Here is a 23,112-nt window from a genome sequence, read left to right on the forward strand (position 1 = left end):
CGGGGCCGCGGGGGCTGCCGGGGACGACGCGGCGCGGGCGGCCAGGGACGACACCGCGCCCGCCGTCGGGGACGCCGGGGACGACGCCGCGCGCGGCGCGCCGCCCGGGGCCGACGCCCTCGCTCCGGGCGCCGGCGTGGCGGCGGACGCCGCGGAGCACCGCCCGTACACGCTGATCGCGGAGCTCACCTACCGCTGCCCGCTGCGGTGCCCGTACTGCTCGAACCCCATGGAGCGCGCGGGCGCCGCCGGCGAGCTCTCGACGGAGGACTGGTGCCGCGTCTTCGCCGAGGCGGCCGACCTCGGCGTGATGCAGGTCCACCTCACGGGCGGCGAGCCGCTCGCCCGGCGCGACCTCGAGGCGCTCGTCCGCCGCGCGCGGGAGCTCGGGCTGTACACGAACCTCATCACCTCCGGCGTCCCGCTCGCGCGCGAGCGCCTCGCCGCGCTGCGGGCGGCGGGGCTCGACAACCTGCAGCTCAGCGTCCAGGACGCCGACGGGGAGCGCGCCGACCGCATCGCCGGCTACGCGGCCTTCGACCACAAGATCGCGGTGGCCGGGTGGGTCAAGGCCGAGGGCCTGCCGCTCACGGTCAACGTGGTGCTGCACCGCGCGAACATCGAGAACGTCCCGGCGATCGTCGACCTCGCCGAGCGGCTCGGGGCCGACCGCCTCGAGCTCGCGAACACGCAGTACCTCGGCTGGGCGCTCGCGAACCGCGAGGCGCTCCTGCCGACGCGGGGCCAGCTCGAGCGCGCCTTCGCCATCGCGTCGGCGGCGCGCGAGCGGCTGCTCGGGCGGATGGAGATGGTCTTCGTCACGCCGGACTACTACGCCGCCTGGCCGCCGGCGTGCATGGACGGCTGGGCGCGCCGCTACCTGCACATCGCGCCGGACGGCCTGGTGCTGCCCTGCCACGCGGCGCACACGATCCCGGGGCTGCGCTTCGAGAGCGTGCGCGAGCGGTCGCTCGCCTGGATCTGGCGCGACGCGCCGGGCATGAACCGCTTTCGCGGCGACGCGTGGATGCCGCCGCCCTGCCAGGGCTGCGACCGCCGCGGGGTCGATTTCGGCGGCTGCCGCTGCCAGGCCTACCACCTCACCGGCGACGCCGCCGCGACGGACCCGGCCTGCTCCCTCGCGCCGGCGCACGGCATCGTCGAGGAGGCCCGGCTCCGCGCCGCCTCGGCGAGGACGGAGCCTCGCTATCTCTACCGCAGCATGCCCCGTTGAGCGCCCCAGCACGCAGCCCCCAGGCTTCCCCGCATCCAGGTTGAGCTCCTCCACCCTCAGCTCCCCCGCGCCCGGCACCCCTGAACCCAGGTCGGGCGCCGCCGCGCCCAGGCCGTACGTGGTGCTCGGCGTGGTCGCCGTCGGCACCCTGATGTCCGCGCTCGGCGGCAGCCTCATCCACGTCGCGGTGCCGCTCGTCCGCCGGGATCTCGGGGTCGACATCGGCGCCGCGAGCTGGGTGCTCGCCGCCTATTCGCTCTCCGTGAGCGCGCTGCTCCTGCCGTTCGGCCGGCTCGGCGACCGCCACGGCAAGGGGCGCGTGTACACCGCGGGGTTCGGCGTCTTCGGCGTGGGCTCGGCGCTCTCCGCGCTCGCGCCCACGCTCGCGTCGCTCCTCGCGGCGCGCGCCCTCCAGGGGGCCGGGGCGGCCATGCTGATGGCGAACGGCCCGGCGCTCACCACGGCCGCGTTCCCGCCGACGCAGCGCGGCCGCGCGCTCGGCCTGCAGGCGACGGCGACGTACCTGGGCCTCTCCCTGGGGCCGTCGATCGGCGGCTGGCTCGCGCAGCGCGCCGGCTGGCACGCGGCCTTCTGGATCAACGTGCCGATCGCGCTGGCGGGCGCGCTCCTCGCCCGCTCGCTCGTCTGGCGCGGCGCGGCCGTCGCCGCCGTCGGCGCAGCGGCCGGCGCGCCCCCTGGCGTCCGGGGCGGGGAGGGCTCGCGGTCGACGACGGCCCCGGCCCGGGGCCCGGCGGCGGCTGCGGCCCCGGCCGACGCGCGCGCGCGGCCCTTCCCGTGGGCGAGCGCGCTCCTCTTCGGCGCGGCGCTGAGCGCGCTCCTCGTCGCGCTCACGCGCGGGCAGCGCTGGGGTGTCCTGAGCCCCGCGACCGTCGGCCTGCTCGCCCTCGGGGCCGTCCTGGCCGCGGCGTTCGTGCGGGTGGAGCGGCGGAGCCCGGCCCCGCTGCTCTCGGCCGCGCTCCTCGCGCAGCCGGCGCTCGTGGCCGGGCTCGCCGCCGCCTTTCTCCAGTACGCGGCGGCGTACATGATGCTGTTCCTGCTGCCGTTCTACCTGCAGGGGCCGCTCGCGATGACCGCGGCGGACGCGGGCCTCGTGATGACGGTGCAGCCGGCGGTGATGGCGGCGACCACCGCCGCCAGCGGCTGGCTCTCGGACCGCATCGGCGCGCGCGCGCCGGCGCTCGCGGGCATGACGGCGCTCGCCGTGGGCCTCGCGCGCCTGGCCACGCTCGGCCCCGACCCCGGGCGCGCGAGCCTGCTCGCCGCGCTCGCGCTGGTCGGGCTCGGCTCGGGGCTGTTCACCGCGCCGAACAACAGCCGCATCATGGGCGCGGCGCCGCGCGATCAGCAGGGCACCGCGGCGGGCCTGCTCGCCGAGGCGCGCAACGTGGGGATGCTGTGCGGCGTGGCCGCCGCCGGGGCGATCTTCGCGGCGCTCGGCGGCGGGCGGCCGGGCGAGGCGGCGGGGGGCGATGGGTTCAGCGCGTTCGGCGCGGCGTTCCGGGGGACGATGCTCGCGGCGTCGGCCCTCGCGGTCCTCGGGGCGGGCGTGACGGCGGCGGGGTCGTCCCCGCGCGCGAGGGCGGCGCCGGCGGGGCCGCCGCGATAGCGCGGCCTCGCCGGGGCATCCCCGGGGGCTTGCATGCTCGCATCGACAGGCGTGGGGTCGGCTCTGCCCTGCCGCGCCCGTGAAGGCGCGGGGCAGGAGCATCGGGTCGCCTGGAACAACGCTCTGTCGACCCGTGGCAGGTCCCGCAGTTGGGGCTTGACGTCTCCGAAGCGTTTGGATTTGCTGCTCCGCCAGCGAGAGCGCGTTCCATGCCTGAACCCAGCGGGAGAACCGAGAGGGGCTTCGCTCGTTTGCTCCGCGAGCCGGTCATCCATTTCCTCTTCATCGGCGCGCTGTTGTTCCTCGCGCACCGGCTCATCGCCGGCGATCCGAGGGTCGTCGTCGTCGGCGCGGGGCTGACGGCGGACCTGGAACGGCAGTTCCGCGATCAGACGGGGCGGGCGCCGACGGAGGCGGAGCTGAAGGCGGCGCTCGACAGGTGGAAGCAGGAAGAGGTGCTCTATCGTGAGGCGCTGCGGGAGGGGCTCGATCAACAGGACGCGACGGTGCGGACCGTGCTGGCGGACAAGCTGCGGGCACGGGCGGCTCAGCAGATGGCCGCGCGGAGGCCGACGGATGCAGAGCTGGACGCGTGGTTTGCCTCTCACCGGAGCCGGTACGAAACGCCGCTGCGGTACGATTTCCATGTCGTAGCCTTTCCCAGGAGCGACCCGGCTGCAGAGCAGCAGCGCTCGACGTATCGACTTGCGCTGGCCGACGGTGCAGACCCGAGGACGCTCGGTCGTCCGATCGTGGGTGGCAACCTCACCCGCGATGAGCTCGCAGCCAGGTTCGGATCTGCGGTCTCCGAGACTATCGGCAAGTCGCCGCTCGCGGCGTGGCAGGCCCTGGAGACCGACGACAGCCTGCTGCTCGTGCGGGTCAACGGGACGAGCGGGGGGCTGCCCAGCCGCGAGGAAATACGCCCGATCCTCACCGCGGATTGGGTCGCCGCGATGAAGAAGCAAGCCGCCGACGAGTTCGTCGAGAGCGTCCTCGCGCGGTACAGATTCGAGAAGACGCCTTGACCCGCCTGTACCTGCGCCGGCTGGCGTGGTCCCTGCCTCTCTTGCTGGCGGTATCGCTGGCGCACGCCCCCGCAGATGGCCACGAGCTCAACTCGGCGACTCTCTCGCTGACGGAGGTGGAAGGGCAGGACGGGCGGTTCCTCCTGCGCTGGGAGGCGAGCTCGTCCACGCTCAGATCCGAGCTCGCGACGCCCGCGGTGTTCCCCCCGCCGTGCAAGCTCGACGGAGCATTTCTCGACTGCGGTGACGCCGGCTTGGTCGGCACCATCGAGCTTCCCTGGCTCGAGGGGACCGAGACCAGCGTGATGGTGGTGATCGAGTGGCGGAGCGGAAGCCGGCTTGTCCGGGTGTTGACCGGCAGCGACCCGAGCCTCTCGGTTTACGGTATTCCCCCTTCCGCCGGGCTTCGCGCGCTGAGGCCGCTGGTCGTCGATTACACGCGGCTCGGCGTCGATCACATCCTGACCGGGTTCGACCACCTTCTCTTCGTCGTCGCGCTCACGCTCCTCGTGCGCGGCGGCAGGAAGCTGATCGGCGCCGTCACGGCCTTCACGGTCGCGCACAGCCTGACCCTGGCCTGCGCCGTGTTCGGCTGGTTGACGTTGCCGGCCCCCCCTGTCGAAGCGGCCATCGCGCTCTCGATCGTCCTTGTCTGCGGCGAGTGCATACGGCCGACCGACTCGCTTGCTCGCCGGGCCCCATGGGCCGTCACGTTCGCCTTCGGGCTCCTTCACGGGCTCGGATTCGCGTCATCGCTGCTCGACATCGGACTGCCGGAAAGGCATGTACCGGCTGCGCTCTTGTTCTTCAACGTGGGCGTCGAGCTCGGTCAGCTCGGCGTGATCGCGCTGGTCGTCGCGCTGCACCTCCTCGCCGAGCGAGCTTCGATGGAGCCGGCGAAGGTGCGGCGCGGTCTGGTGTACGCGATGGGCGGAATGGCAGGCTACTGGTCGGTCGAGCGCATCGTGGCGGCGCTGACGGGCCCCAGCGTGTAGCCCGGAGCCGCGCCGGGGGTGGCGCGGCGCTCCGGGCGGCTGGCGTCAGGGCGACAGCGTGACGGACTCCGGATCGAGCGCCACTTCGTAGTAGCCGCGCGGATTCCAGGGAAGCGGGACGCCGTTCTGCTTGAGCGTGCCGCCGGTGACCGTCACGCGCACATACTTGCCCGGCGGGAAGTTGTCGGGGAGCTGCCAGCTGTAGGTCGTGTCGGGGCCGGCCATCATGTTGGTGCCGGAGGTGATCGCCTTCTGGCCGCGCCAGTAGGCGCCGATGTTCTCCATGGTGCCGATCCACACGTCGCCGAACTCCTTGACGTGCTTGACGTGATCGACGAACGCCTGGAGCGGTATGGGCTGATACGCGCTGTCGCTCCCGCCGGTGAAGCCGTGGATACAGAAGGTGCGCCACTTCTTGGCGGTCCGCGCGCTCGTGACCTGCTCGTCCATCACCGCCGTGGAAGCGCCGGTCGGGGGAATGAAGGTGGGCAGCGTGAACGGATCGGTCGAGTCGTTCGGGCTGATCAGGTTGTTGGACACGCCGCGGTTGATCATGAAGCGCGTCCGGGCGATGCCCGTGTACACCGCCGCGCCGTTCGGCGCCGCCATCGTCCACGGCGTGAGGTCGAACTTCTCCCGGAGCCACTGCGTCGCGGCGTCCGTATCGGAGCCGCTGTCGTTGCTCGAGTGGCTCTTCGTGTGGTTGGCGAGCTCGTGCCCGTCGTCCAGCGCCCTTTGCCACACCGGATCGTTGGCCTCGGCCCTGCCGGTCCAGACGTAGAAGGTGAACGGCACGCCGAGCCCCTTCAGCGTCTCGTAGTTCTGGATCTGGCTCGAGTTCACGTCGTCGAACGTGTACGTCACGGCCCCCGAGAAGCCCGCCCAGTCGATGACCTTGAACCCGCCCGCCGCGCCGGACGGCTTCGCCACGTCGGCGCCGCCGGGGGGCGTCGGAAGGCCGGAGTCGACCGGCGGCACGCCGCCGCCCGAGCCTCCACCGCCCGTCGCGACGTCACCGCCGCCGCCGCCGTCGCCGCTGCCGCCGGTGCCGCTGGCGCTGCTGCTCGATGCGTCGGGGCCCCCGGTCGATGTCGAGGTGCTGCCGCTCGCAGGGCCGGACGTGGCGCTCCCCGTCGTGCCGCTGGCTTCCGTGGTCGAACCGCCACCGCTGCCGCCGGAGCCACCCCCGCCATCCCCGTCATCGCCGCAGCCGCTGACGTGCAGCGCGCCTAGCAACACAAGGGAACCGAGCGCGAGTGACGATGATGCAGGAAAATTCCCGAGAAGGCGTAATCGCGAAAGCTTTGACATGGTGACAAACATTCCCACAAACCGCGCAGATGATCACCATCTATGCGAGTTGACGCGTCGCGTCGGTATCTCGTGAGCAGGGGGTTGGGAGCGAGCGCCGCATCGACGGGGTGCCCCGTCGAATCTTCCTTGTGAGACGGCGAGCGCCGGGCCGCGGCGGTGCGAGCTCGCTCAGCGGGGCGGCGTCGAGCCGCCGCCGCCCGCGGTTCCGAGGAGGGGACTAACGGCCCATCAGGGCGTCCATCACCCTGTTGTAAGTCTCTTTCTTCTGATACTGGTCATTGAAGAGCAGAGACTGAGAGCTTTGCCCGTTGCACAGCGCCCCGCTCCAGCCGTTGAGCCACGACCTGCCGTCGTTGATCCCCCAGAAGGTGATGGCCTTGCACTCCGGCATCACGAAGCAGGCCTCGACGATGTCGTGATAGTACGTGAGCTGTTCCTCTGCGGTGACCTGATTGCTGCAGCGGTTGATGTCCATCTCCGAGATCAGCACGTCCAGGCCCAGATCGGCGAAGCGCCTCAGGTTTGCCGCCACGTCCGCGCCGCCGGCCTCGTTGTTCGGGGGGCCGATGTGCATCTGGAACCCGACGCCGTCGATCGGGACTCCGCGCTCGACCATCCCCTTGATCATCTCGTAGACATAGTCGGCCTTGTCGTTGAGCGCGTCGATGCTGTAGTCGTTGTAGTAGAGCTTGGCGTTCGGGTCTTGCTCTCGCGCGATCTCGAAGGCGAGGTCGAGGAACCTGTCCCCCAGCGCGTTGAAGAACACCGAGGGCCTCATGCGGGGATTGCCGACGCCGGTGTCGCTGTCGGTGATGACCGCCTCGTTGACCACGTCCCAGGTGTCGATGCGGTCCTTGAAGTGGCCCATCACGTTCTCGATGTGCCTGCGGATGGCCTGCTCTACCTGCGTCGCCCCGCTCAGGGAGTTCGCCCATCCCGGCAGCTGGTTGTGCCACACCAGGGTGTGACCCTTGACCTTCATGTTGTTGCTGCGCGCCCAGTTCACGATGTTGTCCGCGGAGCCCCAGCTGAACTGCCCCGGGTTGGGCTCCAGCGCGTCCCACTTCATCTCGTTCTCTGCGGTCACGTAGTTGTGCTCGGCCGCAGCAACGCGCTTGTAGTCTCCATTGTTGAGACCACCGCCGGAGATGGCCGCGCCGATCAGGATGGGCGGGTTCGCCTTCTCACCGGCCTCCCTGAGGCTGTTGGCGCTCGCAGCAGGCGTCCTGACGGCCATGCCGCCGCCGCTGCCGCCGGTGCCGCTCGTCGAGGTGCTGGCGTCGCCCGTCGAGGTGCTGGCGTCGCCCGTCGAGGTGCTGGTGCCGCCCGTCGCGCTGCCCGTGCCGCTCGTGGAGGCGCTGGTGCCGCCCGCCGAGGTGCTGGTGCCGCCCGTCGCGCCGCCCGTGCCGCTCGTCGCGCCCTGGCCGCCGGCCCCTCCTGCCCCGCCGTCACCATCGTCCGAGCAGCCGATGGTACACAGGAATGCCGAGAGTAGAAGGGTAAAGGGTCCTGACCTCATGTTCGCGTCCTCCGGAGAAAAAGGGGTCGCCCTAATTCTCGCGAAACGGCGCAGTTTTCAAGAAAAAAAAGACTCCTTACTATCCTAATTCCAATTCCCGCAAAGCGGCGCCTTGATCATCACCGGGGCCACACCGCGCGCGGGCGGGCACCCGAGGTGGTGCCGCAGCGGAATCCGATCGGCCGCCGTCATCCGGCCCACAGCGTCACGATGCGATGCCGAGAGACATCGGTCCCCGGCAAACAATTCAGTCTCGACACAGAACTTTATTCTGATGAGAGTGTGCGTCCCAGGCGGACAGGTAGGACGCCCGACGCCTGGCTCGCCGCTGACCTCGGCTCGGCGCGCAGGCCTGCTCGACGTCCTCCGCCGCGGTGCGCTGTGGGGGTCGATGGGACAGGCGGGGTGACCGGTCGAAGACAGCGCCTCCGCCGGCCCCTCACCAGCGGAGCTCGGCCGGCAGGAACTCCTCGATCAGGTCCTCGTAGAACGGCTTCAGCCGCTCCACGTCGGGCGGGGCGTCGGCCTTCGAGTACAGATCGTAGGGGTTGAACCGCCGCACCCACTCCATCATCCGCCGATCTTGCTCGTTCATCAGGTGTCCGTACGCGCCCTCGCGGTGCGCCGCGTAGAACGAGTGATATCGGATCATGGCGAGCGCCTCGAGCGGCAGGTGGTCCTTCACCACATGATACAGATACTCGTCGTGCCCCCACGACATGTGCACCTGGGAGAGCCCCGCGCCCTCCTCGTAGATCCCGCACGGCGTCCGGTACGCCGGGTTCGCCGTGTCCGGGTTCCGCGCGAAGAGCTCGGGGAAGACGATCCGGTCCGAGGTGGCGCAGCCCACCGGGAAGGTGTCGCCGACAACGGCCCACTGCGGCTCGCCCCACGTACACAGGATCTTCCCGGCGTCGTGGATCAGCGCCGTCAGCACGAACCACCGCGGCTGCCCGTCCCGCCGCGCCGCCTCCGCGGACTGGAGCGCGTGCGCGACCTGCGACAGCTCCGTGTCCGGATCGCTGTCGTCGACCACCTGATCGAGCAGCTCGAGCGCCTCCCACATGCCCATCCGGCGCCGGTCGAGGCCGAGGTACTGCCGCTCTTTCTCCTGCACGAAGGCCAGCGTCTGCCCCTCGTGGTTCAGCCGGTAAAGCTCCTTCACGCCCGGCCTCGCCTCGGCGCCGTAGTCGCGGAACGGCGAGGCTCCCTGCGTTCCCGCGGCGACGCGCGCCGCGCTCCCCTCCACGCCCGACGTCTGCTCACGTTGCTCGCTCATCGCGCCGGCGCATAGCGCGCTGTTCCGTCCAGCGCTAGCGCCTGGTCGAGACGTCGCGATCCGCGTGCTCGGCCGAAGCGGCGTCAGGACACCGAGCAGGTTGAAACCCCGAGAAAACGAACCACAGAGGCACAGAGGGCACAGAGTTTTTGTGTTGTTCCTCTGTGTGCTCCGTGGCTCTGTGGTTCGAATCTCTTCATTCCTGGGTGCTTCGAGCTGATCGGCGCTCTAGAGGTCGCCGAGGGCCACCTCATCGGCGTGGATCGTGGTCTTGCCCTCCTCGATCAGGGTCTTGAGGCGCGCGAGGTCCTCATCCATCGCGTGCTCCGGATCGGCGCCGAAGAGCATCGCGACGGCGCCCGCGGGCGGGGTGTACGACAGCCCGATGTGGAGGCGGGTGCCCTCGGGATCCTCCTCGAGCCGCACGATGCCCTCGCTCTCGATCGCCTCGCCGGGCAAGCTCCGCCAGGCGACGACCTCGTTGGGCACGAGCTGCGTCAGCTCGGCGTCCCAGGTCACAGGGATGCCCGCCGGGCCAACGGCGGTCCAGCGCATCCGGCCGTCGCCCACCGTCTCCACCCGGCGCAGGTGCGACAGGAACCGAGGGAAGCTCTCGAACTGGATGAACGACAGGAACACGTCCCGGATCGGCGCGCGCACCGTGATGGTCTTGCGGAAGGCCACGACAGGGCGGGGCGCGCCGACGTCGAGCGCGCCCCTGGCCGGTCGGTCGCCGATCTCCCGGAGCAGCAGCGCAGCGCCGGCCACGCCGAGCAGGGCCCCGAGCGGACCGCGGCGCCTGATCGCGTAGCCCACGAGCCCCACGCCGAGCGCGCCCAGCAGCAAGCGCGCGGCGGGCGACCCGCTCGCCCGGGTGAGATCGAGCCGCTCGCCGGTCGGGGCGAGGTCGCGCGGGCGCTCGTCGAGCAGCGCGCCCGCGCGGTGCGCGAGGCCCACGGCCCTGTCGACGGCGGTCGCCCGACGTCGCGCGCCGCCCGCGGGGTCGAGCGTGTACATCAGCCCGGCGCCGAGGCCGAGCGCGGCCGCGACGACCGCCGTGTCGCCGAGATCGTGCCGCCTGCGTAGACCCACCGATCGCAGCACCCTGTCGAAGACGTTCATCGTGGTTCTCCTCCGTACCTCGTCCGGCTGCGGCCCCGGGATGAGACCCGCTCCGCGCGCCGTGAAAGCTCGAAACCCGGCACCGCAGGGCAGATGGGCCCGTCGCCCCGCAGCCGACACCCAGGCTCGTGCGGATTGAGCGGTCGGGGTGGGCCTTATGGGGCGCGCGGCGCTCGAGGGCGCGCGCTCCGGAGGCGGCGCGCGCCGGCTCCCGCGCCGGTCAGCGCCGCAGGATGGCGGCCATGCGGCCGGAGACCGTGGTGCCGCTGAGGACAACGGCCGACCCCAGCGCGAGCAGGCCGACGAGCGTGAGCACCACGGGATCGATGCCGACGAGCGCGAGGATGCCGAGCACGACAGCGCCGGCGCCGACCAGCGTCTGCAGGCCGGAGGCGGCCACCGACGCCTGGCGGGAGACGTCGCCGAGGCGCTCGTGCGCGCCCGGCGCGTCGAGCGCGCCGAGGTCGGCGGTCGCGCCGCCGCCGAGCAGGAGCGCGCCGCCGAAGATGATCACCGCCACCGGGAGGAGCACCGGCGCGGCGATGCCGACGAGCGCGAGGATGCCGAGCACGACGCCCGCCGCGCCGCCGATGAGCTCCGCGCCGGTGCCGCCGCCGAGCTCGGCGCGCGTGTCCCACCCGACGGCGAGATCGCGGAGGCGCGCGGCGACGGCGCTGCCGTGCGCGAGCAGCGCGATGCCGAGGGCGATGGTGGCGATCGGGACGAGGTAGCCCTGCATGGTCCCCGTCAGCGCGAGGATCGCCAGGACGACCGTCGCCGCCCCGCACGCCACCTCGGCCAGCGAGCCGCCGAGCAAGACCCTCGGTGATCCCACCCGCTCCGAGCTCAGGCGGGCGCTCGGTATCGTCTTCGTCCCGGCGTCCTCGTTCCGTGCGAACCGTTCACGATCCTCGGGCCCCATCGTCGCCATGATTCCCCCCTTCTCGCGCCGACGCCCTTGCGAGGCGCGACGCGCGCTCACCACTCCACTGCACCTCCACTGCATCGGGTGCACTGCATCGGGTGCGCCACGCGCGCCGGGCGCCTCTGCCGGGCGACGCTCACTTCGCGGGCGTCGTCGGCTTCATCGTGGGGGTGCCGCCCACCGCGTCGATGCGCTGCTCGAGCTCGCTCAGCTTCTTGTCGATGTCGGCCTTGGCCGAGCTCCATGGCTGCTTCGTGTCCTTGCTGAGCGCGTTCAGGGTCCCGATCACCTCGCGGTGCTTCGCCTCGATGTCTTGCAGCCCCTGGTCGACGGGGCCCCGATCCGCCGCGGGCATGGTGGGAGCCTGCGCCTTCAGCTCCGCCGTCCGCAGCTCCAGGAGCCGAGCCCGCTTGCGCGCATACTCGATGTACTCCTCCTTCGTGTCGTGCTGCGCGCTCTTGAGCGCCTCCTGGAGCTCCCGGCGCTCCTTGGCCACGTCCTTCTGCGCGCCGGCCTGCTCCTCCCCGGCCTTCTTCCTGGCCTCGGCGATCTTCTGATCGGCCTCCCGTTGCGCCTCGGCGACCTTCCGATCCGCCTCACGCTGGATGCGGGCGATCTCCTCCTGCGACTCCTTGCCGGCCTGCACGACGTCCTCACCGGGGTTCCGGTCACAGGCGACCACGAGCGCGGCGGCGGCCATCGCGGCGAGTAATGATGCGGTCCTGTGGAACATCACGAATCCTCCTTTTCTGGATCCAGGGTTGCTTCACCCACGCTCGAGTCGATGTGCGCATGACGGCAGCCACCCGAGCTGAGAGGCTGCGGTGCCCTGCTCATGGGGGCACATGACGATCGCATGCAAATTCATGCCCTGATCGCGGCGCGCGGGCGAACGAGGCCTGCGCCGGGCCCGGTCGGGGCCCGAGCTCAGCGGCCTCTTGGCCCAGGGAGCGGGCTCTTCAGCCCTCGCCTGATGTGTCCATCCGTGCTCGGGTCGATCCCGGCGTGAGATAAGGCGTGTTCCTCATTGCGATTCATGGAGGTGCGCCCCACCGTAGCGGTCCACGCGATGGACTGAGCGTGCTGTTCGCTGTCGCAGAGCCGTCGCGAGCACGCTGCGCTTTCGTGGCTGAACAACGCTGACAAGGAGCGGTGCCATGCGAGATCGATTCGACAGGGACATCAACTACGGACAGGGCGATCGCGACTGGGATCGATGGGACCGGGACGAGAGCCGCGCTCCGGGTCGCGACAACGACCGCGACTACGGGCGTGCGACGCAGCGCGGCTACGGTGACTACACTCTTGATGAGGGCCGCTTCGCTGCTGGACGCGAGCGCGGCCACGGCGACTACGACCGTGGCTTCAGCGGCTACGGCCGCGAGGAGAGCCGCGGCTACGGCCGCGAGGAGAGCCGCGGCTACGGCCGCGAGGAGAGCCGCGGTTACGGCCGCGACTACGGCGGAGAACAGGAGCGCGGCTTCGGCGGCTACGGCCGGGAACAGGAGCGCGGCTACGGCCGAGAACAGGAGCGGGGCTACGGCGGCTATGGCCGGGAACAGGAGCGGGGCTACGGCGGCTATGGCCGGGAACAGGAGCGCGGCTATGGCCGGGAACAGGAGCGGGGCTACGGCGGCTATGGCCGGGAACAGGAGCGCGGCTGGGGGCGCGACCAGGACCGCGGCTTCGGTCAGGGGCTCGTTCGCGACGTGCGCGACGCGGGCCGCTCTGCCATGCAGAGCGTCAGCGGCGCGCTGAGCAGCGCCGGTGACCGCGTGCGCAGCGCGCTCGGCCGTGGGCCCAAGGGCTACAGGCGCTCCGACAGCCGCATCCTCGAGGACATCTGTGAGATGCTCTCGGATCGTGACGACATCGATCCCAGCGAGGTGACCGTGCGCGTGCAGAACTGCGAGGTCACGCTCGAGGGCTCGGTGAACGAGCGCCACCACAAGCGCATCATCGAGCAGATCGCCGAGAGCGTGCGCGGCGTCGATGACGTGCACAACCAGATCCGCGTCCAGCGCCCCGGCGCGACGACGACGGCCACCTCGGCGATCGGTACGATGGGCACGACCGGCACGACCGGCGCACAGCAGAGCACGGCGCGCCCGATGGCGAACGACCTGGCGCGCCGCTGAACCTCCCCACCTCGGCCGGCTGGAAGGGCGAGGTCCGGACCCTGCTGGAGGCCTTCACCCGGCGCACCGCGGGCAGCTTCATCGAGGAGAAGACGGCGACCCTCGCGTGGCACTACCGCACGGTCGAGCCCGAGCTCGCCGGCGAGCACGTGGCTACTTCTCCGCCGACGTCTCGGCCTCCTGGAGCGTCCGCGCCGCGCCGGGCACCGGGGCCCCCGAGAGCACGAGCCGGCCGACGAGGAGGCCGATCACCGCCGCGATGGTCGAGGCGACCAGGATGCCGAGCTTGGCCGCGGCGAGCTTCGCGGGGTCGTCGAAGGCGAGGCCCGCGATGAAGATCGCCATCGTGAAGCCGATGCCCGCGACGCAGCCCACCACGGCGATCCCCCGCCAGCCGACGCCGCGCGGCAGGGCGCAGACGCCGAGCCGGACCATCGCGAAGCTCGCGAGGAAGACGCCGAGCGGCTTGCCGACGACCAGCCCGAGCATGACCCCGAGCAGGATCGTCCCGGAGGCCCCGTGGCCCAGCGACGAGCCGTCGACGCGGACGCCGGCGTTGGCGAAGGCGAACAGCGGCATGATCCCGTAGGCGACCCACGGGTGGAGCGCCGCCTGGAGCCGGAGGACGGGCGGCAGCGCCTCGCGCTGGGCCGTCTTGATCTGCCGGAGGGGGCTCAGCAGATCGTCGGCCCGGTGGCCCTCGCGCCCGGCGAGCTCGCCGACCTCGTCCAGCACGCGGCGGGCCGCCGTGAGGAACCCGTGGCTGCCGAACCAGGAGCGCACCGGCGTCAGCAGGCCGACGACGACCCCGGCGATCGTCGGGTGGACGCCGGCGCGGAGCATGCCCCACCAGAGCACGGCGCCGGGCACCACGTAGGCCGCGGGGCGGCGGACGCCGAAGCGCTGGAGCACCAGCACGGCCAGCCCTCCGCCGGCGGCGATGAGCAGCCCGGTCCACGCGACGCCCGACGAGTAGAAGAGGGCGATGACGATGATCGCGCCGATGTCGTCGATGATCGCGAGCGCGAGCAGCAGCACGCGCAGGGCAGGGGGCACGCGCTTGCCGAGCAGGGCCAGCACGCCCACGGCGAACGCGATGTCCGTCGCCGTCGGGACGCCCCAGCCGTGCCGCGAGGCCGGCGACGCGTTGAGCGACAGGTAGAGCAGCGCGGGCGCGATCATGCCGCCCACGGCCGCGGCGACCGGCAGCGCCGCGCGCTTGAGATCCGCGAGCTCTCCCTCGTGGATCTCGCGCCGGATCTCCAGGCCGACGACGAAGAAGAAGATCGTCATCAGCCCCTCGTTGATCCAGAAGTGGAGGGGCTGCGCGAACACGAACGAGCCGACGCCGATCGTGATCGGGATGTGCCAGAGGTGCTCGTACGCGTCGCCCCACGGCGAGTTCGCCCAGGCGAGGGCGACGACGGACGCGATCAGGAGGACGATCCCGCTGGCCGCCTCGACGTGGAGGAAGCGATCGAGCGGGCCGAGGACGCGCTGGGCGAGGCGTCGCGCGGGGGCCCAGGTTCCGGGAGCGAGCTGAGGATGGGATCGATGCAATGGACCGCCAGGACGCGAGCGCCGTCGCGCGTTGGGGGAAGGCGGCCCGACCGTCCCGTGACTACCTGTCGCGGCGCTCCACGGCCACGACACCCGCGCCGGAGGATACTCGTCCGGGCCGTCGGATCCAGCGCGAACGAGCCAGCCGGGCCGGTGCCCGCTGCGCTCCGAGAGCCGGCTGCGCTGCTGCGGAGAGAGCTGAGGTGCCTGGCCGCGGACAGGCCCGGTACCTCGCCACGGACCGGCCGGGGCCCCGCTGGGGAGGACCCTGAGCGCCCGCCCCGGCGCGGTGAGCTCGATCCGGATGCGCAGCGTGGAATGTGAGCTGGCCGCGACGCATCGTCAGGTCCGGGAGGTGATGGATGACGCGGGATGCTCTCGATCTCGCCGCGGTGGTGGCCTTGGGGCGCGGCGGCGGACGCGCGCGCCGCGCGCGGCCTCAGCGGAGCCCGAGCCGCTTCGCGAGGTGGTGCAGGTTGCTGCGGTGCATCCCGAGCGAGCGCGCCGCGGCGGCCCAGTTGCCGTCGTGCTGGGCCACGGCCCGCTGGATGAGGCCGCGCTGGAACGCGTCCACCTGCGCGTGCAGCGGCGCCTCCGCGTGCAGCGGCGCCTCCTCCGGCGCCTCGCCGCCGCGGCCGGCGGCGGCCGCCGGGAGGCCCGCGCCGAGGTGGCCGGGCTCGACGACCACGGGCGCCCCGCGGGGCACGCCGCGCGACGCCTGCAGCACCATCCGGAACAGCGTGTTCTCCAGCTCGCGCACGTTGCCCGGCCAGGCGCCGCTCACGAGCAGCGCGCGCGCCGCCGGCGTGAGCCGCACCGGGCCGACGCCGAGCCGCGCGCGCGCCTCGTCGCAGAAGTGGCCGGCGAGCAGCGGGATGTCGCTCCGCCGCTCGCGCAGCGGCGGCACGGCGACGCGAACGACGTTGAGCCGGTGGAACAGATCGGCCCGGAAGCGGCCCTCGGCCACCTCCCTCTCGATGTCGCGGTTCGTGGCCGCGATGACGCGGACGTCGACGCGCAGCGACCGGTCGGCGCCGACCCGCTGCACCTCGCCCTCCTGGAGCGCGCGCAGGAGCTTCGGCTGGATCGACAGCGGCAGCTCGCCGATCTCGTCGAGGAAGAGCGTGCCGCCGTCGGCGACCTCGAGCTTGCCGGGCCGGTGGTGCTCCGCGCCGGTGAAGGCGCCGCGCACGTGGCCGAACAGCTCGCTCTCGGCCACCGACTCGGGCAGCGCGGCGCAGTTCACGTGGAGCAGCGGCTCGCCCCGCCGCGCCGACGCCGCGTGCACGGCGCGCGCGACGAGCTCCTTGCCCGCGCCGGTCTCGCCCGTGATCAGCACCGTGAGATCCGACGGCCCCACGAGCGCGATCTCGTCGCGCAGCTTCTCCATCGCCGGGCTCGTCCCGAGCAGCCCCGCGCCCCGCTCGCGCTCCGCGGCCCGCCGGAGGTCGTCGGCGACCAGGCCGAGCCGCTCGGCGCTGTGCTCGAGCGCGTCGATGAGCTGGCTCGTGCGCACCGCCGCCCCGGCCAGCGCGCTCAGCCACGAGAGCGTCTCCTCGTCGACCCGCTCGAAGGCGCGCGGGTCGACGGCGTCCGCGGTGAGCAGCCCGAGGAGCGCGCCCTCGACGCGCAGCGGACACCCCAGGCAGGCGTGGACGTGCGCCAGCGAGGTCGCGTCCGACGCGAGCAGCCCGTCGAACGGATCCGGAAGATCGGTGTCCGGCGGGAAGCGCACCGGCGCCGCGGCGTGACAGAGGATGTCGAGCCGCGGGTGCTCCCGCGCGCGGTACGTGCGCCCGAGCGCCTCCGGCGCGAGCCCGTGCGCCGCGAGCGGCACGAGCACGCCGTCCCGATACCGCATCAGGCACGCCGCGTCGCACGGCACCACCTGCCGCACCGCCTCGAGCAGGCGCCGGTAGCGATCCTCGGCCCCCAGCGACGTCGTGAGATCGAGCGCGACCGACAGCAGCGCCTCCAGATTCGCCATGTTGTCGAATGTACAACGTCGTTGCTGAATCTACAACGGAAAGCTGTTGCGGAATCGACAACGAAGGCGGCTTGGTTCAACAAAAACAAGCACTTGCAGGTGAGGCACGCCGCCTGCTTCACGGCCTCCTGTCACGACCGGAGCACCGGCGCCGCGCCGCGGAAGGCGCGGGTGCGCTGCTGCTCACGCGAACAACGAGGTCGATATGCATAGCCTAAGGCGACTCTGGCTGGCGCTCGCCGCCGTCATCACCGCTGGATTCTTGATTCTCGGCTTCATGGGACGGGAGGTGTACCGCAAGGCCCCGCCGATCCCGGACCGGGTGCAGACGCCGTCCGGCAGGGTGTTGCTGACGAAGGACGAGCTCCTCGACGGGCAGCTCGTCTATCAGAGCATCGGCGGACAGCAGGTCGGCAGCGTCTGGGGGCATGGCGCTTACCAGGCGCCGGACTGGTCGGCCGACTGGCTCCACCGCGAGGCCGAGGCGCTCCTCGCGATCTGGAGCCATCGAGAGCACGGCGCGCCGTTCGCGGCGCTGCCCGACGAGGCGCAGGCCGCGCTCAAGGCCCGCCTCCAGAAGACGATGCGCCACAACGGGTTCGACCCGGCGACCGGCACGCTCACGGTGTCCGACGATCGCGCGATCGCGATCGAGCAGACCGCGGCGCACTACCGCGCGCTGTTCGGCGACGAGCCGGGCCTCGCCGGCCTGCGCGAGAGCTACGCGCTGCACACGGGCGCGGTGCCCGACGAGGGGCGGCGCGACAAGCTGACGGCGTTCTTCTTCTGGACCGCGTGGGCCTGCGCCGCGGAGCGCCCCGGCACCGGCGCGAGCTACACGAACAACTGGCCTCACGAGCCGCTCATCGGCAATGTCCCCACGACGCCCAACGTGATCTGGTCGATCGTGAGCATCGTGCTGCTGCTCGCCGGGATCGGCGCCCTCGTCTGGTATCACGCGTTCCGCCGCGCCGAGGAGCCGCCCGCCCCCGCGCCGGCGCGCGATCCGCTGGGCGGGTGGGAGCTCACCCCGTCGATGCGCGCCGTCGGCAAGTACTGCGTCGTGGTCGTCGCGCTGCTCGTGCTCCAGGTCGCGCTCGGCGCGCTGACCGCGCACTACACGGTCGAGGGACACGAGGTCTTCGGGCTGCCGGTCGCGGACTACCTCCCGTACGCGGTGACGCGCACCTGGCACGTCCAGCTCGGCGTCTTCTGGATCGCGACGGCCTTCCTCGCGGCGGGGCTCTTCCTCGCGCCGGCCGTCGGCGGGCGCGAGCCGAGGGGGCAGCGGCTCGGCGTGAACGTCCTCTTCGGGGCGCTCGTCCTCGTCGTCTTCGGCTCGCTCGCCGGAGAGTGGCTGTCGGTCAAGCAGCGCTTCGCCCTCGAGATGTCCTTCTGGTTCGGACACCAGGGCTACGAGTACGTCGACCTCGGCCGCGCCTTCCAGATCGCCCTCTTCGGCGGCCTCATCCTCTGGCTCTTCCTGATGCTGCGCGCGCTCTGGCCCGCCCTCGCGCGGCGCGACCTGAGCCGGCACATCGTGCTGCTCTTCACCGGCGCGACGGTGGCGATCGGGATGTTCTACGGTGTGGGCCTGTTCTACGGCGCGAAGACGCACCTGTCGGTCATGGAGTACTGGCGCTGGTGGGTCGTGCACCTCTGGGTCGAGGGGTTCATGGAGGTCTTCGCCACGGCGGCGATCGCGTTCCTGTTCACGCGGTTCGGCCTCGTGCGGCCCGACAGCGCGGCGCGCGCCGCGATCCTGTCCACCTGCATCTTCCTCGTCTCGGGCATCCCCGGCACGTTCCACCACCTCTACTTCAGCGGCACGCCGGTCTCGGTGATGGCCGTGGGCGCGAGCTTCAGCGCGCTGGAGGTGGTGCCGCTCGTCCTCGTGGGGATGGAGGCGCACGAGACCTGGCGGATGCAGGACCGGAGCGCCTGGATGCAGGCCTATCGCTGGCCGATCCAGTTCTTCGTCGCGGTCGCGTTCTGGAACTTCGTGGGCGCGGGCGTGTTCGGATTCCTCATCAACCCGCCGATCGCGCTCTATTACATGCAGGGCCTCAACACGACGCCCGTGCACGCGCACGCCGCCCTGTTCGGGGTCTACGGGCTGCTCTCGCTCGGCCTCGTGCTCGTGATGCTCCGCCGCCTGTTCCCGCACGCCGCCTGGAGCGACGGGCGGCTCCGGGTGGCGTTCTGGGGGATGAACGGCGGGCTCGGGCTGATGATCCTCCTGAGCCTCTTGCCCATCGGGCTCGCGCAGGCGTGGGCCAGCGTCGAGCGCGGGCTCTGGTATGCGCGGAGCGCGGAGTTCCTGCAGCAGCCGGTGCTCGAGGGGCTGCGCTGGATGCGGCTCGTCGGAGACAGCCTGTTCATCGTCGGCGTGGCGGCCTTCGTGTGGTTCGTCGCGGGGCTCTTCACCCGCCGGCCGGCGAGCGCCGCCTCGGCGAGGCCCGAGGCGGCGGCGGGCGAGGCGGGCGAGATGCCCGCTCCGGTCGCGAGCCGCGCTCCGGCGGCCTGACGTCAGGCGCTGGGCGAGCCGCCGGCGGGGATGAACCGGAGCGGCAAGGCGACGGGGCCGCGGATCGTGAAGACGCGGTTATAGCGGATCTCCCCCGGGACGCGCTCGATCCGCTGGAACCGCGCGATCACGGCCTCCATCGTCGCCCGGGCCTCCAGGCGGGCCAGCGCCGCGCCGATACAGAAGTGAATGCCGTGGCCGAAAGGTAGAGCTCCCTGGGCGCCACGGTGCAAATCGAAACGATCCGGATCCTTGAACCGCTTCTCGTCCCGGTTGGCCGAGGCCAGGACCGGGAACAGCAGCGCTCCGCGCGGCACGGTCACCCCGGAGATCGCGACCTCGGTGGTCGTCATCCGGGGGATCATGTGGATCGGGCCATCGAAGCGGATCATCTCCTCGACGAAGAGCGGGATCAGGGCCGGGTCGGCGCGCAGCCGCTGCATCAGGTCGGGGTGATCCGCGAGGAACAGCAGCGAGTTACCGAGGAGGTGCGTCGTCGTCTCCAGCCCGGCGATCAGGAGGAGGAAGAGGAACTCGACGATCTCGGTGTCCGTCAACCGCTGCCCGTCGACCTCGGCGCGCACCAGATCGCTCACCGGATCGTCCGTGGGCGCGCGGCGCCGCTCCTCGATGACCGCCGTCATGTACCTTGTCAGCTCCGCGATGGTCGTCCGGACGCGCCGGGGCTGCTCCGGGTCGAGGGGCTCGGGCGTGATGGCGGCGATATCGTCGGACCACCGCCTGAAATCGGCGCGGAGCGCGTGATCGAAGCCGAGGATCTCGCCGATGGCGAACGCCGGCAGCGGGTTCGCGAGCGCGTCGACGAAGTCGACCTCGCCCACGAGGCCGTCCGCGAGCTCCGCGGCGACGGCGTGGAGGCGCGGGGCCATCCGGGCGACGGTGGCAGCCCCGAACGCGCGATGGATCAGGCCGCGCAGCCGCGTGTGCGACGGCGGGTCCAGGGCAAGCATCGAGTTGCCGAGCGGGTTGTATCCGACCCAGGGCGGCTCCAGGGTCGCCTTGAAGCCCTCGGAGGAGAAGACTTCCGGGGTCTTCAGGATGAAGAGCACGTCATCATACCGGGTCGCGAGCCACATCCCGCCGGGCTCGACCTGGCAGACCGGGCTCGCGCGTCGCATCTCGGCGTAAACCGGGTACGGATCCGCGCGGAACTCCGGGGCCAGCAAATCAATCAGAGAATTCATCGGAGCTGCCTCCCGGCCGCCCGTCCAGCGCGGGGCGCTCGGGGCTGCCATCCGAAGAGCGGACGTCTCGATCGGGGGAGCGCCGTATTGGTGTAATGCGCCGGGCCCCCCATTCAGATATGCCACGCGCCGCGCGTTCCAGGCAATAGATCATCGAGGCGAGCCGTGTCGTGTCTCCGCCGCGCGCCCCCCCCGCGCGCGCGGGGGGGCGCGCAGGGCGGCGATGACGATCTCGCGGAAGCGGCGGGCGCCCTCGTCGAGGTGCGTCCGTTCGTGCCAGACGAGCTGCATGCGGAAGACCATCCCGGGCCCCGGCGGCTCGACGATGGCGAGCGGCGCGACCTGCGCGAGCGCCTCGGCAAGGCGGCGCGGCATGCCGGCGACGAGATCGGTGCTCGCGGCGACGACGGCGGCGGCGAAGAAGGTCGGGACGGTGACGGCGATCTCGCGGCGAAGCCCGTGGGCCGCGAGCATCTCCTGGGCGGCCCGGTTGCCGATGCCGCCGCGCCCGAGCGCGACGTGGATGTCGATGTGGCGCATCGCGTTGAATCGCTCGCGCGTCAGCCGGCGGCGGGCGCACGGGTGATCGCGGTGGACGACGAAGACGCTGTCCTGCTCGAAGAGGTCGGCGGCGTGGTGGCCGGGCGGGAGCGGGTGCGCGGGCGCGATCGCCGCGTCGATCTCGCCTCCGCCGAGCCCGCCCGAGGCCTCGAGGTGGTCGACGCTGACGACGCGGAGGGCGGCGCGCGGCATCTCCGCCGCGAACGAGCGCGCGACGGCGGGCAAGCTGCAGATCTGGTCGACGTCCGAGCACGCGATCGCGAACGCGCGCGTTGTCGCCTTCGGGTCGAACGAGCGCTCCCCCTCGAGCGCCCCCGCGATCTCCCCGAAGGCCGCGCGGAGCCGCGGCGCGATCTCCAGCGCGCGGGGCGTCGGCGCGAGGCCGCGCCCGCTCCGCACGACCAGCGGATCGCCGAGCAGCGCGCGCAGCTTCGCGAGCGAGTTGCTCACCGCCGAGGGCGTGACGCGCAGCCGCCGCGCCGCGCGCGCCGCGCTCCGCTCCTCGAGCACCGCGTGGAGGACGAGCAGCAGATTGAGGTCGATCGCCGATATATTCACTGGCAGTGACGATTATCATCACGGATCATCACTGGCAATGAGCGTGAGTCGCACCCATGCTGGCCCGGACATCGAGACATCGAGGCATCGAGGCATCGAGAGGAGATTTCGGGATGACACAGCGGGATGTGCGGCGCGCGATCCTCATCGGCGGGGGCATCGCGGGCCCGGTGCTCGGGATGTTCCTGCGGCGGATCGGCGTCGAGGTGACGATCTTCGAGGCGCGGGAGGCGCCGGCGGAGCAGGAGGGCGCCTTCCTGGGCATCGCGCCGAACGGGATGAACGTGCTCGCCGATCTCGGCGTCGCGGAGGCGGTGCGGGCGCGGGGCGCGCCCTTCGTGGGGATGCGGTTCGAGAACGCGCGCGGCCGGCGCATCGGCGAGATCGACCAGCGCGAGGCGGCGCGGCGGTTCGGGGCGGGGCTCGTGATGATCCGGCGCGGCGCGCTGCACGCGGCGCTCGCGGAGGAGGCGGTCCGGCGCGGCGTCGCGATCCGGTACGGGATGCGGCTCACCGACGTCGACAGGTCGGATCCGCGCCAGGTCGCGGCGCGGTTCGGCGAGGGCGGCGAGGGCGGCGAGGCGCGCGGGGACGTGCTGATCGGGTGCGACGGGTTCCGCTCGCGCACGCGGGCGTGCGCGGTGCCCGACGCGCCGGCGCCGGGGTACACGGGGCTCATCGATTTCGGCGGGTTCGCGCGCTGCCCCGGCGCGCCGATCGAGCCGAGCTGGAGCGTGATGGTGTTTGGCCGGCGCGCGTTCTTCGGGGCGTTCGCGGCGCCGGACGGCGAGATATGGTGGTTCCACAACGGCGGGGAGCCCGAGCCGGGGAGGGGCGCGGCGCCCGGGCGGGTGCGCGAGCGCATCCTGGCGCTGCACGAGGGCGATCCTGGCTGGATCGCCGACGTGGTGCGCGCGACGCCGGAGGTGCTCGGGCCGTGGCCGCTCCACGACATCCTCACGATGCCGCGCTGGCACGACGGCCGGGTGTGCCTGATCGGGGACGCGGCGCACGCGACGACGCCGCACGCCGGCCAGGGCGCCTCGCTGGCCATGGAAGACGGGATGCTCCTCGCGAGGTGCCTCCGCGACGAGCCCGACCCGGAGCAGGCGTTCGCGGCCTTCGAGCGAGCGCGGCGGCCGCGCGTCGAGGCGATCGTCCGGCAGGCGCGGCGAATGGGCAACCGGAAGGCGGTCGCGGGGCCGGTGGCCGAGTGGCTCCGCGACAGGGCGCTGCCGCTGTTCCTGCGGCTCGGGGCGGCGGCGCAGGAGCGCGCGTATGCGTACCGGATCGACTGGGAGGCGGGGACGGCGTAGCGGGAGGCGTGGGGATGGATGCGGAGGTGGCGCGCAGTCCGAACGAGGTGGGCGGCGTGCCTCGAACCTAGCAGGTACGAGGTCGGCGACCAGCCGGAGAGAGAGGCGGGGACGAAGGTGCGAGCCGGGGGGGCCTGCTGAGCCGCTCGTGGTGGCGGTGGAGAGCCCCCTCCGTCCGGCAGCCGAGCCGCCGCGACGTGCCTCTCGAGGCGCGGCG

At 72.2% G+C, this 23,112-nt stretch carries 17 protein-coding genes and 1 pseudogene; 8 read left to right on the plus strand and 10 right to left on the minus strand.

Annotated features, from left to right (window positions below):
• Window positions 1-136: 136 nt before the first annotated feature.
• The 4 genes from pqqE (at window position 137) to WME76_RS13205 (ending at window position 4,884) form a co-directional block, all read left to right on the plus strand.
• Entirely contained in the window at window positions 137-1,234 is a 1,098-nt protein-coding gene (gene pqqE / locus WME76_RS13190) for a pyrroloquinoline quinone biosynthesis protein PqqE (protein WP_437962108.1), read from the plus strand.
• 40 nt (window positions 1,235-1,274) lie between these two features.
• Complete coding sequence (locus WME76_RS13195; RefSeq protein WP_437960480.1) at window positions 1,275-2,861, plus strand: MFS transporter; 1,587 nt, start codon at window positions 1,275-1,277, stop codon at window positions 2,859-2,861.
• Window positions 2,862-3,010: 149 nt separating this feature from the next.
• Window positions 3,011-3,889 (plus strand): hypothetical protein, encoded by an 879-nt coding sequence (locus WME76_RS13200; protein WP_437960481.1) that lies wholly within the window; start codon window positions 3,011-3,013, stop codon window positions 3,887-3,889.
• Window positions 3,805-4,884, plus strand: a complete 1,080-nt coding sequence (locus WME76_RS13205; RefSeq protein ID WP_437960482.1) for a HupE/UreJ family protein — start codon at window positions 3,805-3,807, stop codon at window positions 4,882-4,884. The genes WME76_RS13200 and WME76_RS13205 overlap by 85 nt, the downstream gene beginning before the upstream one ends.
• Before the next feature lie 45 nt (window positions 4,885-4,929).
• Here WME76_RS13205 and WME76_RS13210 read toward each other — a convergent pair whose 3' ends face one another.
• From WME76_RS13210 to WME76_RS13235, 6 genes are all read right to left on the minus strand, one after another.
• A complete protein-coding gene (locus WME76_RS13210) occupies window positions 4,930-6,123 on the minus strand; it encodes a polysaccharide deacetylase family protein (protein ID WP_437960483.1) in 1,194 nt (397 codons plus the stop codon).
• Window positions 6,124-6,415: 292 nt separating this feature from the next.
• The gene (locus tag WME76_RS13215) at window positions 6,416-7,717 is read right to left on the minus strand and encodes an endo-1,4-beta-xylanase (RefSeq protein WP_437960484.1); all 1,302 of its coding nucleotides are present in this window, start codon (window positions 7,715-7,717) and stop codon (window positions 6,416-6,418) included.
• A 439-nt stretch (window positions 7,718-8,156) separates the two neighbouring features.
• Window positions 8,157-8,996, minus strand: a complete 840-nt coding sequence (locus tag WME76_RS13220) for an inositol oxygenase family protein (RefSeq protein WP_437960485.1) — start codon at window positions 8,994-8,996, stop codon at window positions 8,157-8,159.
• 228 nt (window positions 8,997-9,224) lie between these two features.
• A complete protein-coding gene (locus tag WME76_RS13225) occupies window positions 9,225-10,118 on the minus strand; it encodes an SRPBCC family protein (RefSeq protein WP_437960486.1) in 894 nt (297 codons plus the stop codon).
• Window positions 10,119-10,338: 220 nt separating this feature from the next.
• The gene (locus tag WME76_RS13230; RefSeq protein ID WP_437960487.1) at window positions 10,339-11,049 is read right to left on the minus strand and encodes a hypothetical protein; all 711 of its coding nucleotides are present in this window, start codon (window positions 11,047-11,049) and stop codon (window positions 10,339-10,341) included.
• Between the two features lie 130 nt (window positions 11,050-11,179).
• Window positions 11,180-11,743, minus strand: coding sequence for a hypothetical protein (locus WME76_RS13235; protein ID WP_437960488.1), 564 nt, complete (start codon window positions 11,741-11,743; stop codon window positions 11,180-11,182).
• Window positions 11,744-12,200: 457 nt separating this feature from the next.
• Here WME76_RS13235 and WME76_RS13240 point away from each other — a divergent pair, with 457 nt between their 5' ends.
• Together WME76_RS13240 and WME76_RS13245 are read left to right on the plus strand one after the other, a co-directional pair.
• A complete protein-coding gene (locus tag WME76_RS13240; protein ID WP_437960489.1) occupies window positions 12,201-13,181 on the plus strand; it encodes a BON domain-containing protein in 981 nt (326 codons plus the stop codon).
• Window positions 13,178-13,303 (plus strand): annotated as a pseudogene (locus tag WME76_RS13245) (trehalose-phosphatase); the annotation flags it as partial. The gene WME76_RS13240 and the pseudogene WME76_RS13245, both read left to right, overlap by 4 nt.
• 31 nt (window positions 13,304-13,334) lie before the next feature.
• Here the strand turns inward: WME76_RS13245 and nhaA are convergent.
• Window positions 13,335-14,741 (minus strand): Na+/H+ antiporter NhaA, encoded by a 1,407-nt coding sequence (nhaA, locus tag WME76_RS13250; RefSeq protein WP_437960490.1) that lies wholly within the window; start codon window positions 14,739-14,741, stop codon window positions 13,335-13,337.
• 439 nt (window positions 14,742-15,180) lie between these two features.
• Entirely contained in the window at window positions 15,181-16,728 is a 1,548-nt protein-coding gene (gene norR, locus WME76_RS13255) for a nitric oxide reductase transcriptional regulator NorR (RefSeq protein ID WP_437960491.1), read from the minus strand.
• Window positions 16,729-16,933: 205 nt separating this feature from the next.
• Here norR and WME76_RS13260 point away from each other — a divergent pair, with 205 nt between their 5' ends.
• Window positions 16,934-19,255, plus strand: a complete 2,322-nt coding sequence (locus tag WME76_RS13260) for a nitric-oxide reductase large subunit (protein WP_437960492.1) — start codon at window positions 16,934-16,936, stop codon at window positions 19,253-19,255.
• A gap of 2 nt (window positions 19,256-19,257) precedes the next feature.
• Here WME76_RS13260 and WME76_RS13265 read toward each other — a convergent pair whose 3' ends face one another.
• Both WME76_RS13265 and WME76_RS13270 read right to left on the minus strand, forming a co-directional pair.
• A complete protein-coding gene (locus tag WME76_RS13265) occupies window positions 19,258-20,460 on the minus strand; it encodes a cytochrome P450 (RefSeq protein WP_437960493.1) in 1,203 nt (400 codons plus the stop codon).
• Window positions 20,461-20,610: 150 nt separating this feature from the next.
• Window positions 20,611-21,579 carry a LysR family transcriptional regulator gene (locus WME76_RS13270; RefSeq protein WP_437960494.1) on the minus strand — a complete coding sequence of 323 codons (969 nt, stop codon included), beginning with the start codon at window positions 21,577-21,579 and terminating at the stop codon, window positions 20,611-20,613.
• A gap of 113 nt (window positions 21,580-21,692) precedes the next feature.
• Between WME76_RS13270 and WME76_RS13275 the strand changes: the two genes are divergently transcribed.
• The gene (locus WME76_RS13275; protein WP_437960495.1) at window positions 21,693-22,895 is read left to right on the plus strand and encodes an FAD-dependent oxidoreductase; all 1,203 of its coding nucleotides are present in this window, start codon (window positions 21,693-21,695) and stop codon (window positions 22,893-22,895) included.
• The last annotated feature ends 217 nt before the right edge of the window (window positions 22,896-23,112 follow it).

The organism is Sorangium sp. So ce119, from assembly GCF_051524405.1.
GTDB lineage: Bacteria > Myxococcota_A > Polyangia > Polyangiales > Polyangiaceae > Sorangium > Sorangium cellulosum_G.

Excerpts from the sequence above, each read along its gene's own strand:
- WME76_RS13225 (WP_437960486.1), bottom strand. The coding sequence starts at position 10,118 with ATGAACGTCTTCGACAGGGTGCTGCGATCGGTGGGTCTACGCAGGCGG.
- WME76_RS13220 (WP_437960485.1), bottom strand. The coding sequence starts at position 8,996 with ATGAGCGAGCAACGTGAGCAGACGTCGGGCGTGGAGGGGAGCGCGGCG.
- WME76_RS13265 (WP_437960493.1), bottom strand. The coding sequence starts at position 20,460 with ATGAATTCTCTGATTGATTTGCTGGCCCCGGAGTTCCGCGCGGATCCG.
- WME76_RS13235 (WP_437960488.1), bottom strand. The coding sequence starts at position 11,743 with ATGGCCGCCGCCGCGCTCGTGGTCGCCTGTGACCGGAACCCCGGTGAG.
- WME76_RS13240 (WP_437960489.1), top strand. The coding sequence starts at position 12,201 with ATGCGAGATCGATTCGACAGGGACATCAACTACGGACAGGGCGATCGC.
- norR (WP_437960491.1), bottom strand. The coding sequence starts at position 16,728 with ATGGCGAATCTGGAGGCGCTGCTGTCGGTCGCGCTCGATCTCACGACG.
- WME76_RS13230 (WP_437960487.1), bottom strand. The coding sequence starts at position 11,049 with ATGGCGACGATGGGGCCCGAGGATCGTGAACGGTTCGCACGGAACGAG.
- WME76_RS13260 (WP_437960492.1), top strand. The coding sequence starts at position 16,934 with ATGCATAGCCTAAGGCGACTCTGGCTGGCGCTCGCCGCCGTCATCACC.
- WME76_RS13275 (WP_437960495.1), top strand. The coding sequence starts at position 21,693 with ATGACACAGCGGGATGTGCGGCGCGCGATCCTCATCGGCGGGGGCATC.
- WME76_RS13215 (WP_437960484.1), bottom strand. The coding sequence starts at position 7,717 with ATGAGGTCAGGACCCTTTACCCTTCTACTCTCGGCATTCCTGTGTACC.